Origin of the sequence: Nocardiopsis metallicus, assembly GCF_014201115.1 — a bacterium.
GTDB lineage: Bacteria > Actinomycetota > Actinomycetes > Streptosporangiales > Streptosporangiaceae > Nocardiopsis > Nocardiopsis metallicus.
Map to the genome: position 1 here is coordinate 449,253 of NZ_JACHDO010000001.1, position 19,763 is coordinate 469,015.

Here is a 19,763-nt window from a genome sequence, read left to right on the forward strand (position 1 = left end):
CTCAACGGGACCCCTCCCGGGGGACGTGGGGGGCCGCCGGGGTCAGGGGGACCTCCCCGGCGCGGGGGTTGGCAGCGGGCGGGAAACCGGAGCGGCCGGGAGGCCCGGACGAGCCGGGGGAGATCGCCTGCTGCCACAGGGCGGGCAGTTCGGTCGGGTCGGCGACGGGGAGTACCCGCCAGCCGTTGGCGGAGAGCAGTTCGGCGATGCGCCGGGTGTCTTCGGAGGTGTTCCAGGCGGCCCGCGCGCACAGCACCGCCACGTGCAGTCCGGAGCCCCGCACCCGGGAGAGCGCCGAGGCGTCCTCCGGGGAGAGCGCGCCCAGGACCGCCACCACCAGGCTGGCTGAGGAGCCGCGGGCCCCTTCCAGGGTGCTGATCCCGCCGTAGAGGCTGTCCGCCTCGGAGGCCTCCACGGTGGCGAGCCCGTCCAGGACGCCGGACGCGTGCTCGGTGAACAGCTGGCCCCGCTCGGTGTGCAGGCGTAGTTCGTGCCCGCTGTCCAGGAGGTTCACCGCGACGGAGGCGGCCACGCTCACCGCGGTCTCCAGGGAACTCCAGGGGCCCTCGCCGGTGTGCGCCGCGTCCCGGGTGTCCAGGAGCAGGGTGCTGTGCTCCCGCCAGTGCTGTTCGTCCCGGCGCACCATGAGCTCGCCGTGCTTGGCGGTAGAGCGCCAGTGCACCCGGCGCATCTCGTCGCCGTAGCGGTACTCGCGCGGGATGGGGTCCTGCTCACCGGCGCCGGTCACCGAACGGCGCGGTGAGTTCTCACCCTGGGAGCCGTCGGAGGCGCCGAGGACGGCGAGCGGGACCACGGGCGGGGTCACGAGCAGGGCGGTGGGCCCGCCGACCTCACGGGTCACCCGGACACAGCCCAGCGGGTCCACCACGCTCACCCGGAGCGGACCGACGGGGTAGCGGCCGCGGACCGCCGGACGGACCAGGTAGGTGACGTCGCGGACCGCGCGCGGGGCCAGGTGGCCCACTGTGTACCGGGGTTCGTAACCCAGACGCACCGGCAGGGTGTCCTCGATCCGTACCCAGCTCACCGGCCAGGTGGGGGAGGAGTTGCCGACCCGGACCAGGACCCGGGTGTCCGTCCCGGCCGGGACGCGCGGCGGGTGCAGCGCCCGGCTGTGCACCACCCGGTCGGTCGCCCCGAGGATGGTCAGCGCGGAGACCGGTGGCACCAGGAGCAGGAAGAGGCCCACCCCCACCAGCTCCCGCTGGCCGATGACGAAACCGCACACGAGCGCGACCACGCCGGAGAACAGCATCAGTCCACCGCGGGCGGTGAGGGTTCGGTGCGGGCGCATGGTGCGTCTCTCGGGTTCGAGGGGCTCGGTTCTGCCGGTGCGGGCCGGACGGGCTGCTCGGCGGGTTCCACGGGGAGCGGGGACGGGACCCGGGCCGGGCCCGCTTACCCGGACCGGGTCCGTACCCGTGGTGACGGGATGTCCGCCCGGTCAGTTTCCTGGAACCGGTCGCCGTTGCCCGACCCGGTCAGGTCGGTGCAACCGGGACCGGGACCCGCCCGGGGAGATCAGCGTCAGCGGGGCCCGGGGACCGGCAGGCGGGCGACCAGCTTGGCCACGATCTGCTCGGCGCTGAGCCGTTCCATCTGCGCCTCGGGGCCGGGCAGCAGCCGGTGGGCCAGGACCGGGACGGCCAGGGCCTGCACGTCGTCGGGGACGACGTAGTGGCGCCCCTCCAGAGCCGCGTGGGCCCGGGCCGCGCGCACCAGGTGCAGGGTGGCGCGGGGTGAGGCGCCCAGCTTGAGTTCGGGTGCGGTCCGGGTGGAGTTGACCAGGTCCACGACGTAGCGGCGCATCCCCGGCGCCACGTGCACGTTGTGGACGCGATCCACCAGGGAGCGGATCTCGGCCGCGTTGGTGACCGGGGCCAGCTGCTCCAGCGGGGAGCGGGAGCTGTGGCTGTCGATCATGTCCAGCTCGGCCTGGGGCGAGGGGTAACCGACGGAGACGCGGGCCATGAACCGGTCCCGCTGCGCCTCGGGCAGGGCGTAGGTGCCCTCCATGTCGGCCGGGTTCTGGGTCGCCACGACCATGAACGGCCGCTCCAGGGCCCGGGTCTGCCCGTCGACGCTGACCTGTCGTTCCTCCATGCATTCCAGGAGGGCTGACTGCGTCTTGGGCGAGGCCCGGTTGATCTCGTCGCCGAGCACGATGTTGGCGAACACCGGGCCCGGGTTGAACTCGAACTCGTTGCGGTCCTGGTGGTAGACGCTGACCCCGGTGATGTCGCTGGGCAGCAGGTCGGGGGTGAACTGCACGCGCTGTACGGAGCAGTCCACGGCCCGGCCCAGGGCCTTGGCCATCATGGTCTTGCCGACACCGGGAACGTCTTCGACGAGAAGGTGGCCTTCGGCGAGCATGACGGTGAGCGCGATGCGCAGCACCTCGGGTTTGCCCTCGATGACCGTCTCGATCGCGCCGCGGACGCGGTCGGCGACGGCGACAACGGCATTGACGTCCCCTCGGACGTCGCCCCCGTGACCGTCGTGCTGTGTGCCGAGTGACACGAGACCCCTCTCGCTCAGTATGTCTCGGTGTATCGATCCGAGGCTAGGGCCAATCAGACCGATTGCAAACCAAAGTGCCGGAATCGGCCGCCGAATGAGGAACCCGGTGGCCAAAGTGGCGAAAGCACTCGAATCGGTCCACCGATCATTGGCCGGAGCGTGCTCCCCGACACCGGGTCGGACGCGGAAAACACGCCCGAAGCCGCTCCGGGTGGTGGTCGTCACCATGTGACGCCGGCTCGGTCCCGCCGCGGTGCCCGCCCCGGCCCCTGCCCGGTCCCCCTCAGACAGGGTGCGACGCACGCGGGCGCTGCGCGGCGGTGCTCGCCCACCACCACCGGTCCACCTCTCTGAACTGCTCATTTGTCGATTTCAAGGCCGATGGAGCCGCGTTGAAGCTGTTGACGGTGGGGAAGAGTGGAGTAAGGTGGGGCACCGTGGAGATGAGGGTGAGTTCTCCACTGAGGGGGTGAGGGGGTGAGTGTGTGTTCCTCGGCACCCACACACCTCGCCTCGACCAGAAGGGACGGCTGTTCCTTCCCGCGAAGTACCGCGACGAACTGTCGGGGGGTTTGGTGATCACGAAAGGCCAGGAGCACTGTCTCTACGTCTTTCCGACGGCCGAGTTCAGTCGCATCACCGACGCCCTGCGCTCCGCCCCGGTCACCGCCAAGGCGGTCCGCGACTACAGCCGCGTCCTCTTCGCCAGCGCGTCGGACGAGTCCTGCGACAAGCAGGGCAGGGTCACGATCCCGCCGAAACTACGCGCCTACGCGGGCTTGGACCGCGATTGCGTCGTGATCGGCGCCAACACGCGCCTGGAGATCTGGGACGCCACCGCGTGGTCGGAGTACGAGGCCGAACAGGAGCAGGCGTTCTCGCAACTCTCAGAGGAGGTGCTGCCCGGGGTGCTGTGACGGCGGGGCGGACATCTCGCCGCCTCGATCCACCAGCAGCACAGAGTCCATGCAATGCCGGGACCGGCAGCGGTCTCCGGAGACGGTCACACGAGCTGGCGCGACTTCCCCGGTGCCAGGTCGTGAGCGCGCGTCCGCCGAAAGGTGGACAATAGCGGCCGTGTCCGGAGGCCCGCCGGTACTTCGGAGGGGCCACGCGAAGGACACCGTGGAGCGCGCCCGGCGCGCTGCACGGACTTCAGGGGGAGACCGCGAGAGCGTGGAGGAACAGCAGCGCATGGGGGACAACCGGCAGCACGAGCGACCCGACCGGGACAGCTCCGCGAACGAGACCGCAGAGCACGGGGACACAGAGCACGCGGGCACAGAGCACGGGGACACGCGGCACCAGGTCGCGCAGGACGACATCGGGGCGCGCGTCCGTGCCGCACGTGAAGGAATCGATCCCCTCCACGTGCCGGTGATGCTCGACCGGATCGTCGAACTGCTCGCCCCGGCGCTCAGCCGCCCCGGGGCGGTCTTCGTCGACGGCACCCTGGGGCTCGGCGGGCACTCCGAGGCCCTGCTCAAGGCCTGCCCCACCATGCGACTGGTCGGCGTGGACCGGGACACCACCGCTCTGGAGCGCAGCGCCAAGCGCCTGGCGCCCTACGCCGACCGCACCCACTTCGTGCACGCCGTCTACTCCGACATCCCTAGCGCCCTCGACGAGGCCGGGGTACGGGAGGCCGACGCCGTCCTGCTCGACCTCGGCGTGTCCTCACCGCAGCTGGACGAGACCGACCGCGGTTTCGCCTACGCCCACGACGCACCCCTGGACATGCGCATGGACCGCACCCAGGCGCTCACCGCGGCCGAGGTCGTCAACGACTACCCCGTCGCCGAGCTCACCCGGGTGCTGCGCACCTACGGCGAGGAACGCTTCGCCTCCCGTGTGGCCAGGGCGATCGAGCGCCGCCGCGCCCAGGGCCGCATCGACTCCACCCGCGAGCTGGCCGAACTGGTCCGCGAAGCCATCCCCGCGGCCACCCGCCGCACCGGCGGCCACCCCGCCAAGCGCACCTTCCAGGGGCTGCGCATCGAGGTCAACGCCGAACTCTCCATCCTCAAGGAGACCCTCCCCGCCGCCATCTCCCGCCTGGGGCTCGGCGGCCGCGTCGCGGTGCTGTCCTACCACTCGCTGGAGGACCGGATGACCAAGAGGGCGTTCGCGGCCCTGGCCACCGACACCACGCCCGCCGACCTTCCGGTCCCCCTCCCGGACCGCCAACCGGAACTCCGGCTCCTCACCAGGGGCTCGGAGCTCCCCACGGACGAAGAGAACGAGCGCAACCCGCGCGCGCAGTCGGCCCGCCTGCGCGCGGCCGAACGCGTGCGCCGGCCGTCGCGGCAGTAGGGAGAGCAGATGGGCACGAAGACGGACACCCGCCGCACCACCAAGGAGCGGAGCACGACCACCAGGCGGACCGGGACCACCAAGCGTCCCGCCACGCCCCAACGCACCGCGCGCCCCGCGGCGAGTACCCGCACCACCCGCACCACCCGCTCCGGCGGGGGCGCCCCGGCGCCGAAGATCCCGTTCGTGCTGCTGATCCTGTGCCTGCTCGGCGGCGCGCTGGTGGCCCTGCTGGTGCTGCGCAGCGTCGTCGCGCAGGAGGCCTACACCATCACCAGACTGCAGGCGGAGAACCGCGAGCTCTCCTACGTGGAACAGCAGATGGAGAGGTCCGTCGCCTACCTGGAGACCTCCGAGCGCATCTCCGGGGAGGCCGAGGAGATGGGCATGGAACAGGGCGAGGCCACGCTCTTCCTGGACTTGGACAGCGGTGAGATCTCTGGTGGCGGCGCGGGCGCGCGGGAGAACGGCGTCGGCGCCGGAAACGCTGGGAGCGGTGAGTGAGCAACCCCCGGGACCGAAACCCCCGTGACCCCCGCAGACCCGGAGCGACAGGACGCTCCGGGTCCCGTCCCAGCAAGCGCCCCCAGCGCGAACCACGACGCCCGGCCGACGGTTCCCGCGTCCGACCGGGGGCGGCGGGGGCTGGCCGGGGGAGCGCCGCGCGTCCGGCGCGCCGAGCGGGTGAGCGGCCCCGCCGCAGGCCCGCGCCGCCGCCCCCGCCGCCCCCGCTGCTGCGCCGCACCTTCCGGGCGGGCGACCCGGCCAAGCGCATCAAGATCGGCGGGGTCATCATCGTCGTCATCATGATGCTGTTCGCCGGGCGGCTCACCCAGATCCAGGGCATCGACGCCGACACCTACGCCGAGGCCGCCGCCAACCTGCGCCTGCAGACCATCGACATCCCGACCCTGCGCGGGCAGATCACCGACGTCAACGGCAACCCGTTCGCGCTGTCGGTGGAGGTGCGCACCGTCTTCGTCGACCCCGAGGAGGTCAAGGAGGAGGAGCGCGACCAGCTCGTGGACGAACTGGTCACCCGCTTCGACCTGGACGAGGGGGAGGTTGCGGCCAAGGTCGACGCCACGCCCAGCCGCTACCAGGTGGTGGCCCACCGCGTCTCGCCCGGTGACTGGCAGGAGATGCGCGATCTCGGTCTGTCCGGGGTCGGCGCCGAGGTCGACTACGAGCGCGTCTACCCCGAGGAGACCGGCGCCGCCGACCTGGTCGGCTTCGTGGGTTCCGAAGGACACGGCCTGGAAGGGCTGGAGGGCTACCTGGACGAGACGCTCTCCGGTGAGGCGGGCAAGCGCCAGGTGGAGGTGGGCAGCGACGGCACCCAGATCCCCATGGCCGGCGGTCTGGTGCGCGAACCGGAACCCGGCCAGGACGTGCGGCTGACCCTGGACCGCGACCTCCAGTGGTTCGCCCAGCGGGCGCTGGCCGAACGGGTGGAGGAGCTGGAGGCCGAAGGCGGCAGCGTCATCGTCACCAACACCGACCACGAGATCCTCGCGATGGCGGACTACCCGTCCTACTCGCAGAACGACATCTCCGCCACCGGACCCGAGGAGTGGTCCAACGGCGCGGTGGCCGAGACCTTCGAACCGGGCAGCACCAACAAGGTGATCACCCTGGCCGCGGCGCTGGAGGAGGGGCTCACTACTCCGGAGACGGTGTACACCGTGCCCTACTCCCTCCAGTACTACGACCGGACCTTCCGCAACTCCACCAACAACGGCACCCAGCGGCTCACCGTCAACGGGATCATGGCCCAGTCCAGCAACGTCGGCACGATCAAGATCGCCGACGAGGTCGGCCGCGGGACGCTGTACAACTTCATGAAGGATTTCGGGCTCGGCCAGCCGACCGGCCTGGCGCTGCCAGGGGAGGAGGCGGGCATCCTCACCGACCCCGACGACTGGTGGGGCACCCAGCTGCCGTCGGTGTCCATCGGGCACGGTCTTTCGGTGAACGCCACCCAGATGGCGCTGGTCTACGCCACCGTGGCCAACGGCGGGGTCCACGTGGAACCCCGGCTGGTCGCGGGCACGGTCGACCCGGAGGGTGAGTTCACCCCGGCCGGGGAACCGGAGAAGACCCGCGTGGTCAGCGAGGAGACCGCCGAGCAGCTCGCCCTGATGCTGGAGGCCGTCACCGGCGACGGGGGCACCGCACCGCAGGCCCGCATCGACGGTTACCGGGTGGCGGGCAAGACCGGTACCGCCAACCGCCTCGACCCCGAGACCGGCGCCTACAACGAGAACGACTACACCGCGACCTTCGCGGGCTTCGCCCCGGCGGACGACCCGGAGCTGATCGTTCAGGTGGTCCTGCACAGTCCGAGGGGCACCATCTACGGGGGTGAGGCCGCGGGGCCGGTGTTCAACGACATCATGTCCTTCGCCCTCAAGACCATGAAGGTCCCCCCGACGGGCACCGAGCCGCCCGCCATCCGCCTCTTCGAGGAGGAAGACGACTCATAGGGGCGCCCCGTAGGGCTGGGGAGGCCCGGAGTCAGACCCGGGTGCGGACGGCGCGAATGTGTTCGGGGCCGGTGCGGCAGCAGCCGCCCACGAACACCGCGCCGTCCGCGCACCATCCGGCGGCGGCCCCGCCGAAGCCCTCCGCTTCGGAGCTGCCGGTCCACCGCTGACCGGCCGCGTCCCACACCTCGCCCGAGTTCGGGTAGGCCACCGAGGGCAGGCCCACCGCCGCCACCTCGCCCAGCAGGGACGGCACGTTCCGGGGCGGGACGCAGTTCACCCCCACCGCCGCCACCGACCCGCGCCCGTACAGCGGGGCGAGTTCGGCGGCCACCTGCCTCAGCGGGGTCCCGTCGCTGATCCGCTCGCCGTCCGCACACGAGAAACTGAACCACGCGCGAACGTCCGGGGTCTCCTCCAGCAGCCGCGCCAGCGCTCGGGCCTCCGCCAGGGACGGCAGGGTCTCGCAGGCCACCAGGTCCGCCCCGGCGCCGGTCAGGACCCGCCAGCGCTCCCGGTGCCAGGCGTACAGGCCGTCCTCATCCAGGTCATAGGCGCCGGTGTACTCCGAACCGTCCGCCAGCGCCGCCCCGTAGGGCCCCACACCGGCCGCCACCAGACCCGAACCGAAGGCGTCGCGCTCGGCCAGCGCCAGCTCCACCGAACGCCCGATGAAGCCCAGCGCCTCCGAGCGCGAGTACCCCCGCTCGGTGAAGGCCGCCACACTCGCCTGGTAGCTGGCCGTGATGGCCACGTCCGCGCCCGCCTCGAAGTAGTCCCGGTGCACACGTGCGACCAGTTCGGGCTCCTCGGCCAGCAATCGGGCCGACCACAGACCGCCGCCCAGGTCGCAGCCGTAGGCCTCCAACCGGGTGGCCAACCCGCCGTCCAGCACCAGCGGCCCTGTCAGATCCATACCCGTGCCACCCCCTCTCCTCGAAGTATCGCGCGTAACCTGGGCGCAACCCCCATCCGGGGAATAACCGACAACGCAGCGTGGAAATTACCGAGAGGTCCTCCACAGCCGTTAACCTCCACACGTGCCACCGGTAATGCGACCTGAACACACCAAACTCCGTCCACTGTCCGCCCTCGCAGCGCTGCTCGGGCCGGACGCCACTCTTCTGCGCCCCGACCTGAGCGCGGACCGTCCAGCGGGCCTCCCCGACCGGGAGATCTACGTCCGCGGTATCACCCATGACTCGCGCAAGGCGCAGCAGGGCGACCTGTACGCGGCCCTGCCCGGGACCCGCGCCCACGGCGCGGACTTCTCACAACAGGTGGCCGACGCCGAGGCCGCGGCGATCCTCACCGATGCCGCGGGCGCCGACCGCGCCGCCGAGACCGGGCTGCCCGTGATCGTCGTGCCCGACGCGCGCGCCGTCCTGGGCACCGCCGCCGCCTGGGTCTACGACGACCCGGCCAAGGAACTGCTCCTGGTCGGTACCACCGGCACCAGCGGCAAGACCACGATCAGCTACCTGGTCGAGTCCGGGCTGCGCCAGGCCGGGATGAGCACCGGTCTGGTCGGCACCGTGGAGATGCGGGTGGGCGACGAGCGCGTCGCCTCCTCGCTGACCACGCCCGAGGCCACCGACCTGCACGGGCTCTTCGCGGTCATGCGCGAACGCGGCACCACCGCCGCGGCCATGGAGGTCTCCAGCCACGCCCTGGCCCTGGGCCGTGTCGGCGGTACCCGCTACGACGTGGCGATCTTCACCAACCTGTCCCAGGACCACCTGGACTTCCACTCGGACCTGCGCGACTACTTCGACACCAAGGCGCTCCTGTTCACCCCCGAGTACTGCGACATCGCGGTGGTCAACACCGACGACCGCTTCGGCCGGGCCCTCGTGGACATGGTCCAGGGGCGCGGGGCGGTCCCGGTGACCACCTTCGCCGTGGAGGGCGGCTCCGACGCCGGACCCGACAACGGCATGGACGCCGACTGGAAGGCCGTGGACGTCGAACTGGGCGCCACCGGGAGCACCTTCCGCATCGTCGGCCCCGGCGGTATGGAGGCCCGCGCCTCCGTGGGTCTGCCCGGGCCGTTCAACGTCTCCAACGCCATGGCCGCCGTCGTCGGCCTGGTCGAGGCCGGGATCCCGCTGGACACCGCCATCGCCGGTGTGGCCGCGGCCCCTGGCGTGCCCGGCCGCATGGAGTCGGTCGAGGTCCGCGGGACCTCCTCGGGCTTCCAGGACTTCGCCGCCCTGGTGGACTACTCGCACAAGCCCGGAGCCATCGAGGCCGTGCTCAGCGCCCTGCGCGAGACCACCGACGGCCAGGTCACCATGGTGGTCGGCTGCGGCGGCGACCGCGACCGCGCCAAGCGCCCGCTGATGGGCGAGGCCGCCGCGCGCCTGGCCGACCAGCTGATCATCACCAACGACAACCCGCGCACCGAGGACCCCGTCGCCATCGCCACCGCGATGCTGGAGGGTGTGTCCAAGGTCCCTGAGGACCAGCGGGCGCGCGTCACGGTGGAGTTCGACCGCGCCGAGGCCATCGGCCTGGGCGTGCACCGCACCGGCCCCGGCGACGTGGTCGTGGTCGCGGGCAAGGGCCACGAGACCGGCCAGTACGTCAAGGGCGAGGTCCTGCCCTTCGACGACCGCGAGGTGCTGCGGACGGCCATCGGGGACGCCCTGCGCGCCCGCGCCAGCGCACGGCTGGGCAACGCCCTCCAGGACGTCCACCGGGCGCCCGACGAAGGCTGACCCCTTGGCTGGCTGAAGGCTGGACCCGGGTCTGGCCTCGGTTGATCCAAGAGCACACCGTGGGACGCGCCGCACGCGGTGCCGTCCGCCTTCCGGGACGCGGCTCCAGGCCGCGTCCCGGTGGTGTGCACGCCGCCTATGTGTACGGATCGCCGGCACCGGACCCGCCGTCGATCACGAAGTGGAGCATATTGCTCTGCACAGGGCCCCGCTGGGACCCCAGACGCCCCAACATGTTCTAAGGTAGGTCCGGCAATCGCAGCCCGACACGTGCCGCCCACGGTCGCGCCCACGACCCGGCACCGGCCGGTCATCGTGGTGAAGCCCGGCGCGGCACCGCGCGCACGGTATCCGCGGTGCCATCCCCTGACCCGAACCCGAGGCCGGGTGGCCAATGCCCCTGGGGCGCCGTGGGCCGGGCCTGACATGAGGAGTGGATTTGATCGCGCTCACGCTCGATCGGATCGCTGAGATCACCCAAACCGCCATCGGCGGATCAGCGCGCCCCGACGCCGTCGTCGACGGCCCCGTCGTCATCGACTCACGACAGGTGGCGCCAGGAGCGCTCTTCGTCGCCCTGAGCGGTGAACGGGTCGACGGACACGACTTCGCCGAGTCCGCCGTGGCCGCGGGAGCGGTCGCGGTCCTGGCCTCGCGCCCGGTCGACGCCCCCCACCTGCTGGTGGACGGCGGCGACGACGAGGTCGTGGCGGCCCTGGCCCGCCTGGCCCGGCACGTGGCCATCGAACTCAGCGACCCAGCGCGCGGGACGGCCGCCGCCGAGGTCGTGGGGGTCACCGGCTCCTCCGGCAAGACCACCACCAAGGACCTCATCGCCCAGGTCGTCAGCGGCACCGGCCCCACCGTGGCGCCCGCCGGCTCGTTCAACAACGAGATCGGCCACCCGCTCACGGTGCTCCGCGCCGACACCGGCACCAAGAACCTGGTCCTGGAGGTCGCCGCCCGCGGCATCGGGCACATCGCCCACCTGTGCCGCGTGGCCCCGCCCCGGATCGGCGTGGTCCTCAACGTCGGCAGCGCCCACATGGGCGAGTTCGGCGGCCGTGAGGCCATCGCCAAGGCCAAGGGCGAGCTGGTGGAGTGCCTGCCGCCCGGCAGCGACCGGCGCGGCGAGGGCGGCGTGGCCGTCCTCAACGCCGACGACCCGCTGGTGCGCGCCATGCACACGCGCACCGACGCCCGCGTGGTGCTCTACGGCACCGCCGAGGACGCCCAGGTGCGCGCCACCGACGTCGTCATCTCAGACAACGGCGCCCCGTCCTTCACGCTCGACCTGCGCGGCCGCACGGCCCGGGTCGAGCTGGGACTGGTCGGCGCCCACCAGGTCAGCAACGCGCTGGCCGCCGCGGCCGTCGCCGACGACCTCGGCATGGACATCCAAGACATCGCCGCCGCCCTCGGCGCGGCGACCCCGGTCAGCCGTTGGCGGATGGAGGTCACCGAACACCGCGGTGCCACCCTCGTCAACGACGCCTACAACGCCAACCCCGAATCGATGCGGGCGGCGCTGACCACCCTGGGCGCGCTCGCCCGGGACCGCCGGTCCATCGCGGTGCTCGCCCACATGGCGGAGCTCGGCGATGACGGCCACGCCGAACACGAGAGCGTGGGTGAGCTGGCCGCCCGGACGGGCGTGGCCCACCTGGTCGTGGTCGGCACGGCGGCCGAGGGGATCGCCGTCGGCGCCGAACGCGCCGCACGGCAGGGGCGGTGGGACGGTGAGACCATCCGGGTTCCCGACGCGGAGGCGGCAGCCGACGCGGTGCGCGACCGGATGCGTACAGGAGACGTTGTCATTGTGAAGGGATCGCGCGTGGCTGCGCTCGAAAGGGTCATCGACCTCATCACCAAGGGTGATGTCCAGTGATCGGCATCACCATAGCGGCGGCGTTCTCGCTGATCATCTCCATGGTGCTGATGCCGCCGCTCATCAAGCTCCTGTACCGGTTCAAGTTCGGCCAGGAGGTCCGCGACGACGGCCCCGAGGGCCACAAGACCAAGCAGGGCACGCCCACCATGGGCGGTATCGTCATCATCCTCGGCGCGGTGGTGGGCTACTTCGGCTCCCACCTGGTGCTGTGGCTGGTCCAGCCGACCGCCTCCGGGCCCACGGCCTCCGGTCTGCTGGTGATGTTCCTGTTCGTCGGCATGGGCTGTGTCGGCTTCCTGGACGACTTCATCAAGATCTACAAGCGCCGCAGTCTGGGTCTGCGCAGTGGCGCGAAGATGATCGGCCAGGCCATCGTCGGCGTCGGCTTCGCCTACGGCGTCACCCAGTTCCCCAACGGGTACGGCTACACCCCGGCAGCCCCCCAGCTGTCCTTCCTCCGGGACTTCGGCCCCCCGCTGATGCTCGGCGTGTTCATCATCTGGGCGCTGTTCCTCATCGTCGGCTTCTCCAACGCGGTGAACCTCACCGACGGTCTGGACGGCCTGGCCACCGGCGCGGTCATCCTGTCGCTGGCCGCCTACGTCATCATCGGCAACTGGCAGCTGCGCCAGTCCTGCGTGGAGGCCCTCACCTCCAGTTGCTACACGGTCCGCGACCCCCTGGACCTGGCCGTGGTGGCCTCGGCGGTGCTCGGCTCGTGCATCGGCTTCCTGTGGTTCAACGCCCCGCCCGCCAAGATCTTCATGGGCGACACCGGCTCGCTGGCCCTGGGCGGCCTCATCGTGGGTCTGGCCATCACCACCCGCACCCAGCTCCTGCTGCTGCTCATCGGCGGTCTGTTCGTCATCATCACCATGTCCGTGATGGTCCAGATCACCTCGTTCCGCCTCACCGGCAAACGGGTGTTCCGTATGGCGCCGCTCCAGCACCACTTCGAGCTCAAGGGCTGGGCCGAGACCACCATCGTCATCCGGTTCTGGATCATCCAGGGTCTGTTCATGGCGATCGCCATCGGACTCTTCTACCTGGAATGGATGCCAAGCTAGAGGCATGCCGCACCACCATCCTTCCGACAGCTCCCAGACCCCCGCGCCGGCGGGGAACGACAACCCCTTCACGGGCGCGCGGGTCTGCGTCGCCGGTCTGGGTGTCTCCGGGCCCCCCGTCGCCAGGGCACTCCTGGCCCGGGGAGCCCGGGTGGTCGTCGTCGACGGCCGTGACGACGACACCACCCGCCCGGTGGCCGCCGCCCTGACCGAGGCCGGAGCCGAAGTCGTCCTGGGCGACACCCCGCTGCCCGAGGACTGCGACCTCGTGGTCACCTCGCCCGGCTGGCGCCCCGACTCCCCGCTCCTGGCCCGCGCCACCGAGGCCGGTATCGAGGTCATCGGGGACGTGGAGCTGGCCTGGCGGATCAAGCCCGCCGACCAGGTGTGGCTCGCCATCACCGGCACCAACGGCAAGACCACCACCGTGCGCATGCTGGAGTCCATCCTGCGCGCGGACGGCCGCGACGCCCTCGCCGTCGGCAACGTGGGCACCCCCGTCGTGGACGCCGTGCAGCCCGACTCCGGCGGCCACGTGCACGACATCCTCGCCGTGGAGCTGTCCAGCTTCCAACTGCACTGGTCCAACAGCCTGCGCCCGCACGCCGCCACCGTCCTCAACGTGGCCCCCGACCACCTGGACTGGCACGGCGGGCTCGACCCCTACGCCCGTGCCAAGGGCAGGGTGTTCGCCCGAGGCACCATCCGCGTGGTCAACACCGCGGACGCCTGGTCCGTCCGCCTGGCCGAGGAGGACGGCGACCCGCACACCCCCGTGGTGGGGCTGCGCCTGGACACGCCCCGCGCCGGTGAGCTCGGTGTGGTCGAGGACCTGCTGGTGGACCGTGCCTTCGTTGCCGAACCGCACAGCAGCGCCGAGGAGCTGGCGACCCTGGGGGACGTGCGCCCGGCCGCCCCGCACAACGTCGCCAACGCCCTGGCCGCCGCCGCCCTGGCCCGCTCGGTGGGGGTCGCCCCGGCCTCGGTCAAGGCCGGTCTGGCCGCCTTCGTGCCCGAACCCCACCGCATCGCGCACGTGGCCTCGGTCGCGGGCGTGGACTACGTGGACGACTCCAAGGCCACGAACCCGCACGCCGCCGCGGCCTCCCTGAACTCCTACGCCTCCGTGGTGTGGATCGCGGGCGGTCTACTCAAGGGCGCCGAGGTCGACGACCTGGTCTCCGGTGCCGTGAGCCGCCTGCGCGCGGCGGTGCTGATCGGCGCCGACCGCGAGCGCATCCGCGAGGCCCTGGCCAAGCACGCACCGGACCTGCCGGTGGTGGAGGTGGAGGGCCCCGAGCCGGGAGCCCCGGCCGACCACACGGTGATGGACGCTGTGGTCGCCCGGGCCGCCGCCCTGGCCGAGGAGGGCGACACCGTGCTGCTGGCCCCGGCCGCCGCCTCCATGGACATGTTCACCAACTACCCGGAGCGCGGCCGCTTCTTCTCGGACGCCGTCCATCGACTCTAGTTTTTCGTTCGGGCGCTGACAGGGTCTTGGAGGTGCCGGAGGTGGGATTGCAGCGAAGAACTGCGCGGAGGCGTCCGTTGAGGGTGGTGGCGGGCGACGGGTGGGCGAGCCATCACACCGTAGGTGCCGCTGTGTTTCCCCAAACCCATTCCTGCCTTGCTTTGGGCGCCCGAACACGGGCCAAAGCGAAGCGGAGGCCCAAAGATAGCACTAGGTAGCGGAAGGCCACCCCTGCGTCACATGAGGTGCGCGGGTGGCCTTCCGTGTGTCGTTTAGCACCCCGCGCCCGGCCAAAGATGGCCAACACGCGGAAAATGTCCACGGTTCCGAACCCGCCGGTACGCAAGGATTGAGGCGCGAATCGGGCGGAGGATGTGGATGGCGGCGACGACAACGGTGCCCGGGGTGTCCCGTTCCAGGGCGCGAACGGCGACCGGCGGGCGCGAACGTGCGCTCTGGCGTGAGTGGGCCCGGTCCCTGGACCGCCCCCTCACCTCCTACTACCTGATCCTCAGTACCGGGGTCATGCTCATCGCCCTGGGACTGGTGATGGTGCTGTCCTCGACGATGGTCAACTCCATCACCGAGACCGGCTCCGCCTTCTCCGTGTTCCAGCGCCAGCTGGTGTCGGCGATGATCGGCCTGCCGCTGATGGTGATCGCTTCCCAGCTGCCGCTGTGGGTCTTTCGCATGGTCGGCTACCCGGCGATGATCCTGTCCGTGGCGCTGCTGCTGCTCACCGCCTTCCAGGGCACCGAGGTCAACGGCGCGATCCGCTGGCTGGAGATCGGCGGCCTGCTCATCCAGCCCTCCGAGCCGGCCAAGATCGCCTTCGCCCTGTGGGGCGCCAACACCCTGGCCCGCAAGGAGGAGCTCAAGGAGCTGACCGAGTGGCGGCACCTGCTCATCCCGCTGCTGCCCGGCTGCGGCCTGCTCGTGCTGCTGGTCCTGCTCGGCTCGGACCTGTCCACCACACTGGTCCTGCTGCTCGTGTTCCTGGGCCTGCTGTGGGTCGTGGGCGCCCCCGGGCGGCTCTTCCTGGGCATGTTCGGACTCGTCCTCGGCCTCGCCGCGATCGTCATCGCCATCGAACCCTTCCGGATGACCCGCATCACGGCGTTCCTCGACCCCGGCGCGGACCCGACCGGCTCCGGCTTCCAGTCCCTGCACGGCCTCTACGCCCTTGGCACCGGCGGGATCTTCGGGGTCGGCATCGGCGCCAGCCGGGAGAAGTGGGGGTTCCTCCCCTTCGCCGAGTCCGACTTCATCTTCGCCATCATCGGCGAGGAGTTCGGTCTCATCGGCACCCTCCTGGTGCTCGGACTGTTCGGCATGCTCGGCTACGCCGGGCTGCGCGTGGCCTACCGCGTCAAGGACTCCTTCTCACGGCTGGCCGCCTTCGCCATCGTGACCTGGATCCTCGGCCAGGCCATGATCAACATCGCCGCCGTCATCGGCCTGGTCCCGGTCACCGGCATCCCGCTCCCGCTGGTCTCCTACGGCGGTTCGGCGCTCATCCCCACGATGATCGCGCTCGGAGTGCTGCTCGCCATCGCCCGCCAGGAGCCCCAGGCACAGAAGGCCCTGGCGGCCCGGGGTCCCAGTTGGGTTCAAAGGGCTCTAAGCTGGCTTGGCCTGGAGAACATCGTCGCTTCCGTCCAGAAACGGAGCGGCTCGACGTCCTCCAAGCGCACCACCGCGCCGCGTCCCGCGCGCAAGTCGCAGGAGCGCGGTAGTAGGACTGGTGCCAAGACCACGGCCAAGAACAACAGCGGACCGGTCCCGGCTGGTGACCGGCCAAGGAGGAATCGGCGACGATGAGGGTAGCCCTAGCCGGAGGCGGCACGGCCGGGCATATCGAGCCCGCACTCTCCCTGGCGGACGCGCTCCGGCGCATCGAACCCAACACGGAGATCCTCTGCCTGGGCACGGAGCGGGGGCTGGAGACCCGGCTGGTGCCCATGCGCGGCTACGAACTCGGTCTGATCCCGGCGGTCCCCCTGCCGCGTCGGCTCACCCCGCAGCTGCTCACGGTCCCCGGCAAGCTCGCGGGCGCGCTCAGTGCCGCGGGTGAGCAGCTGGACAAACTCCAGGCCGACGTCATCGTGGGCTTCGGCGGCTACGTGGCCACCCCCGGCTACCTGGCGGCCCGGCGCCGCAAGCTCCCCATCGTGGTGCACGAGGCCAACCCCCTCCCGGGCCTGGCCAACCGGCTCGGCGCGCGGCTGACCCCGCACGTGTTCACCGGTCACCCGCACACCCAGATCCGCAACGGCCGCTTCATCGGCATCCCGCTGCGCCAGCAGATCACCTCGCTGGACCGGCTGGCCATGGGAGACAAGGCCCGCGCCTACTTCGGGCTGCGCCCGGACCTGCCCACCCTGCTGATCTTCGGCGGCTCCCAGGGCGCCCAGCGCATCAACGAGACCGCCTTCAACGCCGCCGCGGCCTTCCGCCAGGCGGGCGTTCAGGTCCTGCACGTGGTCGGTCCCAAGAACGCCGACGAACCCCAGGACTTCACCCAGGACGGCATCCCCTACGTCGCCGTCCCCTACGTGGACCGCATGGACATGGCCTACGCCGCCGCCGACGTGGCGATGTGCCGCTCCGGTGCGATGACCTGCGCCGAACTCACGGCCGTGGGCCTGCCCGGCGCGTTCGTTCCGCTGGCCATCGGCAACGGCGAGCAGGCCCTCAACGCCCAGCCCATCGTCCAGGCGGGCGGCGGCTTGATGGTCGACAACGCCGACGTCTCGGTCGAGTGGATCGCCAACCAGCTCATCCCGCTGCTCACCGACACCGACCGCGTCGTGGCCATGTCCGAGGCGGCCGCCCGGATGGGCCGACGCGAAGCCGACACCGAACTCGCCCGCGAGGTCCTGGCGATCGCCCGCGGCGACAAACCCACCCCCGAACTGCCGTTGCCCGAGGACGGCGACGACGAAGCCTTCTACGACGACGGGAAAGACACACGATGAGCCTGGTCAAGCCGACCGACCCGGTCCCCGTCGACGAGCTCGGCCGCACCCACTTCATCGGCCTGGGCGGAGCCGGGATGTCCGGCATCGCCCGCGTGCTGCTGCAGTCCGGGGTCGAGGTCTCGGGCAGCGACGCCCGCGACAGCGACACCCTGCGCGAGCTCGAGCAGATGGGCGCGCAGGTCTTCGTCGGCCACGCCGCCGAGAACCTGGGCAAGGCCGACACCCTCGTGGTCTCCTCCGCGATCCGCGAGAACAACCCCGAGCTCGCCGAGGCCCGCGCCCGCGGCATCCGCATCCTGCCCCGCGCCGCCGCCCTGGGCGCCCTCCTGCTGGGCCGCGAGGGCATCGCGGTCTCCGGCACCCACGGCAAGACCACCACGACCTCCATGGTCACCGTGGTCCTGCAGCACCTGGGCGTCGACCCCGGCTACGTGATCGGCGGCAAGCTGGTCACCACCGGCCTGGGCGCCGACGCCGGGGTCGGCGATGCCATCGCGGTGGAGGCCGACGAGAGCGACGGGTCCTTCCTGATGCTCTCGCCCAAGATCGCCGTGGTCACCAACGTCGAGGCCGACCACCTGGACAACTACAGCGGCATCGACGAGATCCACGCCAACTTCGCGAACTTCGTCGACCGGGTCGAGCGCACCCTGATCGTCGGAATCGACGACCCGGGTGCCCGAACCGTCGCCGAGCTGGCCCGTGAACGCGGCAAGAGGGTGCTCACCTACGGGGAGGCCGCTGACGCCGACTACCGGATCACCCGGATCCGCCCCCGAGGCTTCACCACCGAGTTCACCCTCACCCCCGCCGACGGCGACCCGATCGACGGCACCCTGGCCGTCCCCGGGCTGCACAACGTGCAGAACGCCGCCGCCGCGGTCGCCGTCGCCGACGAGCTCGGCCACGACCTGGAGGTCGCGGTCGAGGGCATCGCCGACTTCGCCGGAGCCGCCCGCCGCTTCGAGCTCAAGGGCGAGGGCAACGGCGTGGGCGTCTACGACAGCTACGCCCACCACCCCACCGAGATCGACGCCGACCTGCGCGCCACCCGCGCCGCTCTGCGCTCCTTCGCCGAGGACGCCGAGGAGAACGGGGAGGAGATCCCCGAGGGCCGGGTCGTCGCGCTGTTCCAGCCGCACCTGTACAGCCGGACCCGGATCTTCGCCGAGGAGTTCGCCACCGCCCTGAGCCTGGCCGACGAGGTCGTGGTGATGGAGATCTACGCGGCCCGTGAGGACCCCGAGCCCGGGGTCACCGGCGAGATCATCACCTCGAAGGTCTCCCACGACGGTGTCCGGTACGTGCCGGGCCACCAGGAGTCCGTACGCGCGGTGGCCGAGCTGGCCCGCCCCGGGGACATCGTCCTCACCATGGGCGCTGGTGACGTCACCGAGCTGGGGCCGCTGATCGTGGAGGAGCTCGCGCGGGTCGCCGAGGGTACCGAAACCAGCTAGAGGCCAGTTAGAGGAGCACGCACACGTGGGCGCTGACCGGGACGGGGCGAAGGCCCAGGCCACGAAGAAGGCGCGGGCCACGACAGGGGACAGCACGGGGTCGGATCCCTGGAAGGTCGCCTTCGCGGTACTGCTCGTCGTCTCCCTGGTCTGCGTGGTCACGTGGGTGCTGCTCGGCTCGCGCCTGCTCGTGGTGCGCGAGGTCGCCGTCAGCGGTCTGGACCGGGTGTCGCAGGAGGAGGTCGTCGCCGCCGTGGCGGTGGACACCGGGACCCCGCTGATCCGGGTGGACCTGGACCGCGGCCGTGACCGCGCCGAGAGCCTGGACCTGGTCGAGTCCGCGACGGTGACCCGCGGCTGGCCCGCCACCCTCAGGGTGGAGGTCGTCGAGCGGCGTCCCCTGCTCGCCATCCGGGTGGGGGAGGAGTACCGGCTGGTCGACGGCGACGGCGTGCGGATCGAGGACTCGCCGAACCGTCCCGGAACCCACCCGTTGGTCCGCGTCACCGGGGAGATCGAGGGCAACGAGGCGGTTCGGGCCGCCGCGGACATCGTGGAACAGGCCCCGGACTCCCTCATCGCCCAGATACAGCTCATCGACGCCACCGACACCGATCAGATCACCGTCGAGCTCGGCGACGGCTCACTGGTGGAGTGGGGCGACCCGCACGGTACCTCCGACAAGAGCGACGTCCTGCGCGTGCTGATGCGCGAGCACCCGCCCCAGGAGGGGCGGGTCTACGACGTCGGAACCCCCGACCTGGCGATCGTCAGGTCAACTGCCCATGGCTGAAGCCAATGCCGCGTAGTTAGGCGATCATCCATCAAAGCAACTC

General features: G+C 71.4%; 15 protein-coding genes. 12 read left to right on the forward strand and 3 right to left on the reverse strand.

Annotation, left to right across the window (positions count from 1 at the left end; genetic code table 11):
* Position 1: 1 nt before the first annotated feature.
* Positions 2–1,315, reverse strand: a complete 1,314-nt coding sequence (locus HNR07_RS01900) for a DUF58 domain-containing protein (RefSeq protein WP_184361098.1) — start codon at positions 1,313–1,315, stop codon at positions 2–4.
* A gap of 233 nt (positions 1,316–1,548) precedes the next feature.
* Positions 1,549–2,541 (reverse strand): AAA family ATPase, encoded by a 993-nt coding sequence (locus HNR07_RS01905; protein WP_184361102.1) that lies wholly within the window; start codon positions 2,539–2,541, stop codon positions 1,549–1,551.
* A gap of 485 nt (positions 2,542–3,026) precedes the next feature.
* Here HNR07_RS01905 and mraZ point away from each other — a divergent pair, with 485 nt between their 5' ends.
* The 4 genes from mraZ (at position 3,027) to HNR07_RS01925 (ending at position 7,340) form a co-directional block, all read left to right on the forward strand.
* Positions 3,027–3,458, forward strand: coding sequence for a division/cell wall cluster transcriptional repressor MraZ (mraZ, locus tag HNR07_RS01910; RefSeq protein WP_017579775.1), 432 nt, complete (start codon positions 3,027–3,029; stop codon positions 3,456–3,458).
* A 277-nt stretch (positions 3,459–3,735) separates the two neighbouring features.
* A complete protein-coding gene (rsmH, locus tag HNR07_RS01915; protein ID WP_184371272.1) occupies positions 3,736–4,854 on the forward strand; it encodes a 16S rRNA (cytosine(1402)-N(4))-methyltransferase RsmH in 1,119 nt (372 codons plus the stop codon).
* 9 nt (positions 4,855–4,863) lie between these two features.
* Complete coding sequence (locus HNR07_RS01920) at positions 4,864–5,358, forward strand: hypothetical protein (RefSeq protein ID WP_184361105.1); 495 nt, start codon at positions 4,864–4,866, stop codon at positions 5,356–5,358.
* Positions 5,355–7,340 (forward strand): peptidoglycan D,D-transpeptidase FtsI family protein, encoded by a 1,986-nt coding sequence (locus HNR07_RS01925; RefSeq protein WP_184361108.1) that lies wholly within the window; start codon positions 5,355–5,357, stop codon positions 7,338–7,340. Before HNR07_RS01920 ends, HNR07_RS01925 begins: the two co-directional genes overlap by 4 nt.
* A 31-nt stretch (positions 7,341–7,371) precedes the next feature.
* Here the strand turns inward: HNR07_RS01925 and mmuM are convergent, their stop codons facing one another.
* Positions 7,372–8,256 carry a homocysteine S-methyltransferase gene (mmuM, locus tag HNR07_RS01930; protein WP_184361111.1) on the reverse strand — a complete coding sequence of 295 codons (885 nt, stop codon included), beginning with the start codon at positions 8,254–8,256 and terminating at the stop codon, positions 7,372–7,374.
* Positions 8,257–8,392: 136 nt separating this feature from the next.
* Between mmuM and HNR07_RS01935 the strand changes: the two genes are divergently transcribed.
* The 8 genes from HNR07_RS01935 to HNR07_RS01970 all read left to right on the forward strand — a co-directional run bounded on the left by HNR07_RS01935 (position 8,393) and on the right by HNR07_RS01970 (position 19,720).
* A complete protein-coding gene (locus HNR07_RS01935; RefSeq protein WP_184361114.1) occupies positions 8,393–10,060 on the forward strand; it encodes a UDP-N-acetylmuramoyl-L-alanyl-D-glutamate--2,6-diaminopimelate ligase in 1,668 nt (555 codons plus the stop codon).
* 439 nt (positions 10,061–10,499) lie between these two features.
* On the forward strand, positions 10,500–11,948 hold the full coding sequence (locus HNR07_RS01940; protein ID WP_184361117.1) for a UDP-N-acetylmuramoyl-tripeptide--D-alanyl-D-alanine ligase: 1,449 nt from the start codon (positions 10,500–10,502) through the stop codon (positions 11,946–11,948).
* Positions 11,945–13,018: a phospho-N-acetylmuramoyl-pentapeptide-transferase gene (gene mraY, locus HNR07_RS01945; RefSeq protein ID WP_184361120.1), complete on the forward strand. Its 1,074-nt coding sequence runs from the start codon at positions 11,945–11,947 to the stop codon at positions 13,016–13,018. The genes HNR07_RS01940 and mraY overlap by 4 nt, the downstream gene beginning before the upstream one ends.
* Before the next feature lie 4 nt (positions 13,019–13,022).
* Positions 13,023–14,489 (forward strand): UDP-N-acetylmuramoyl-L-alanine--D-glutamate ligase, encoded by a 1,467-nt coding sequence (murD, locus tag HNR07_RS01950; protein WP_184361123.1) that lies wholly within the window; start codon positions 13,023–13,025, stop codon positions 14,487–14,489.
* Between the two features lie 378 nt (positions 14,490–14,867).
* Positions 14,868–16,310 carry a putative lipid II flippase FtsW gene (gene ftsW / locus HNR07_RS01955; RefSeq protein WP_184361126.1) on the forward strand — a complete coding sequence of 481 codons (1,443 nt, stop codon included), beginning with the start codon at positions 14,868–14,870 and terminating at the stop codon, positions 16,308–16,310.
* Positions 16,307–17,467, forward strand: coding sequence for an undecaprenyldiphospho-muramoylpentapeptide beta-N-acetylglucosaminyltransferase (murG, locus tag HNR07_RS01960; RefSeq protein WP_184361129.1), 1,161 nt, complete (start codon positions 16,307–16,309; stop codon positions 17,465–17,467). Before ftsW ends, murG begins: the two co-directional genes overlap by 4 nt.
* A complete protein-coding gene (gene murC / locus HNR07_RS01965; protein WP_184361132.1) occupies positions 17,464–18,927 on the forward strand; it encodes a UDP-N-acetylmuramate--L-alanine ligase in 1,464 nt (487 codons plus the stop codon). Before murG ends, murC begins: the two co-directional genes overlap by 4 nt.
* Before the next feature lie 25 nt (positions 18,928–18,952).
* Entirely contained in the window at positions 18,953–19,720 is a 768-nt protein-coding gene (locus tag HNR07_RS01970; RefSeq protein ID WP_184361135.1) for a cell division protein FtsQ/DivIB, read from the forward strand.
* Positions 19,721–19,763 lie beyond the last annotated feature (43 nt).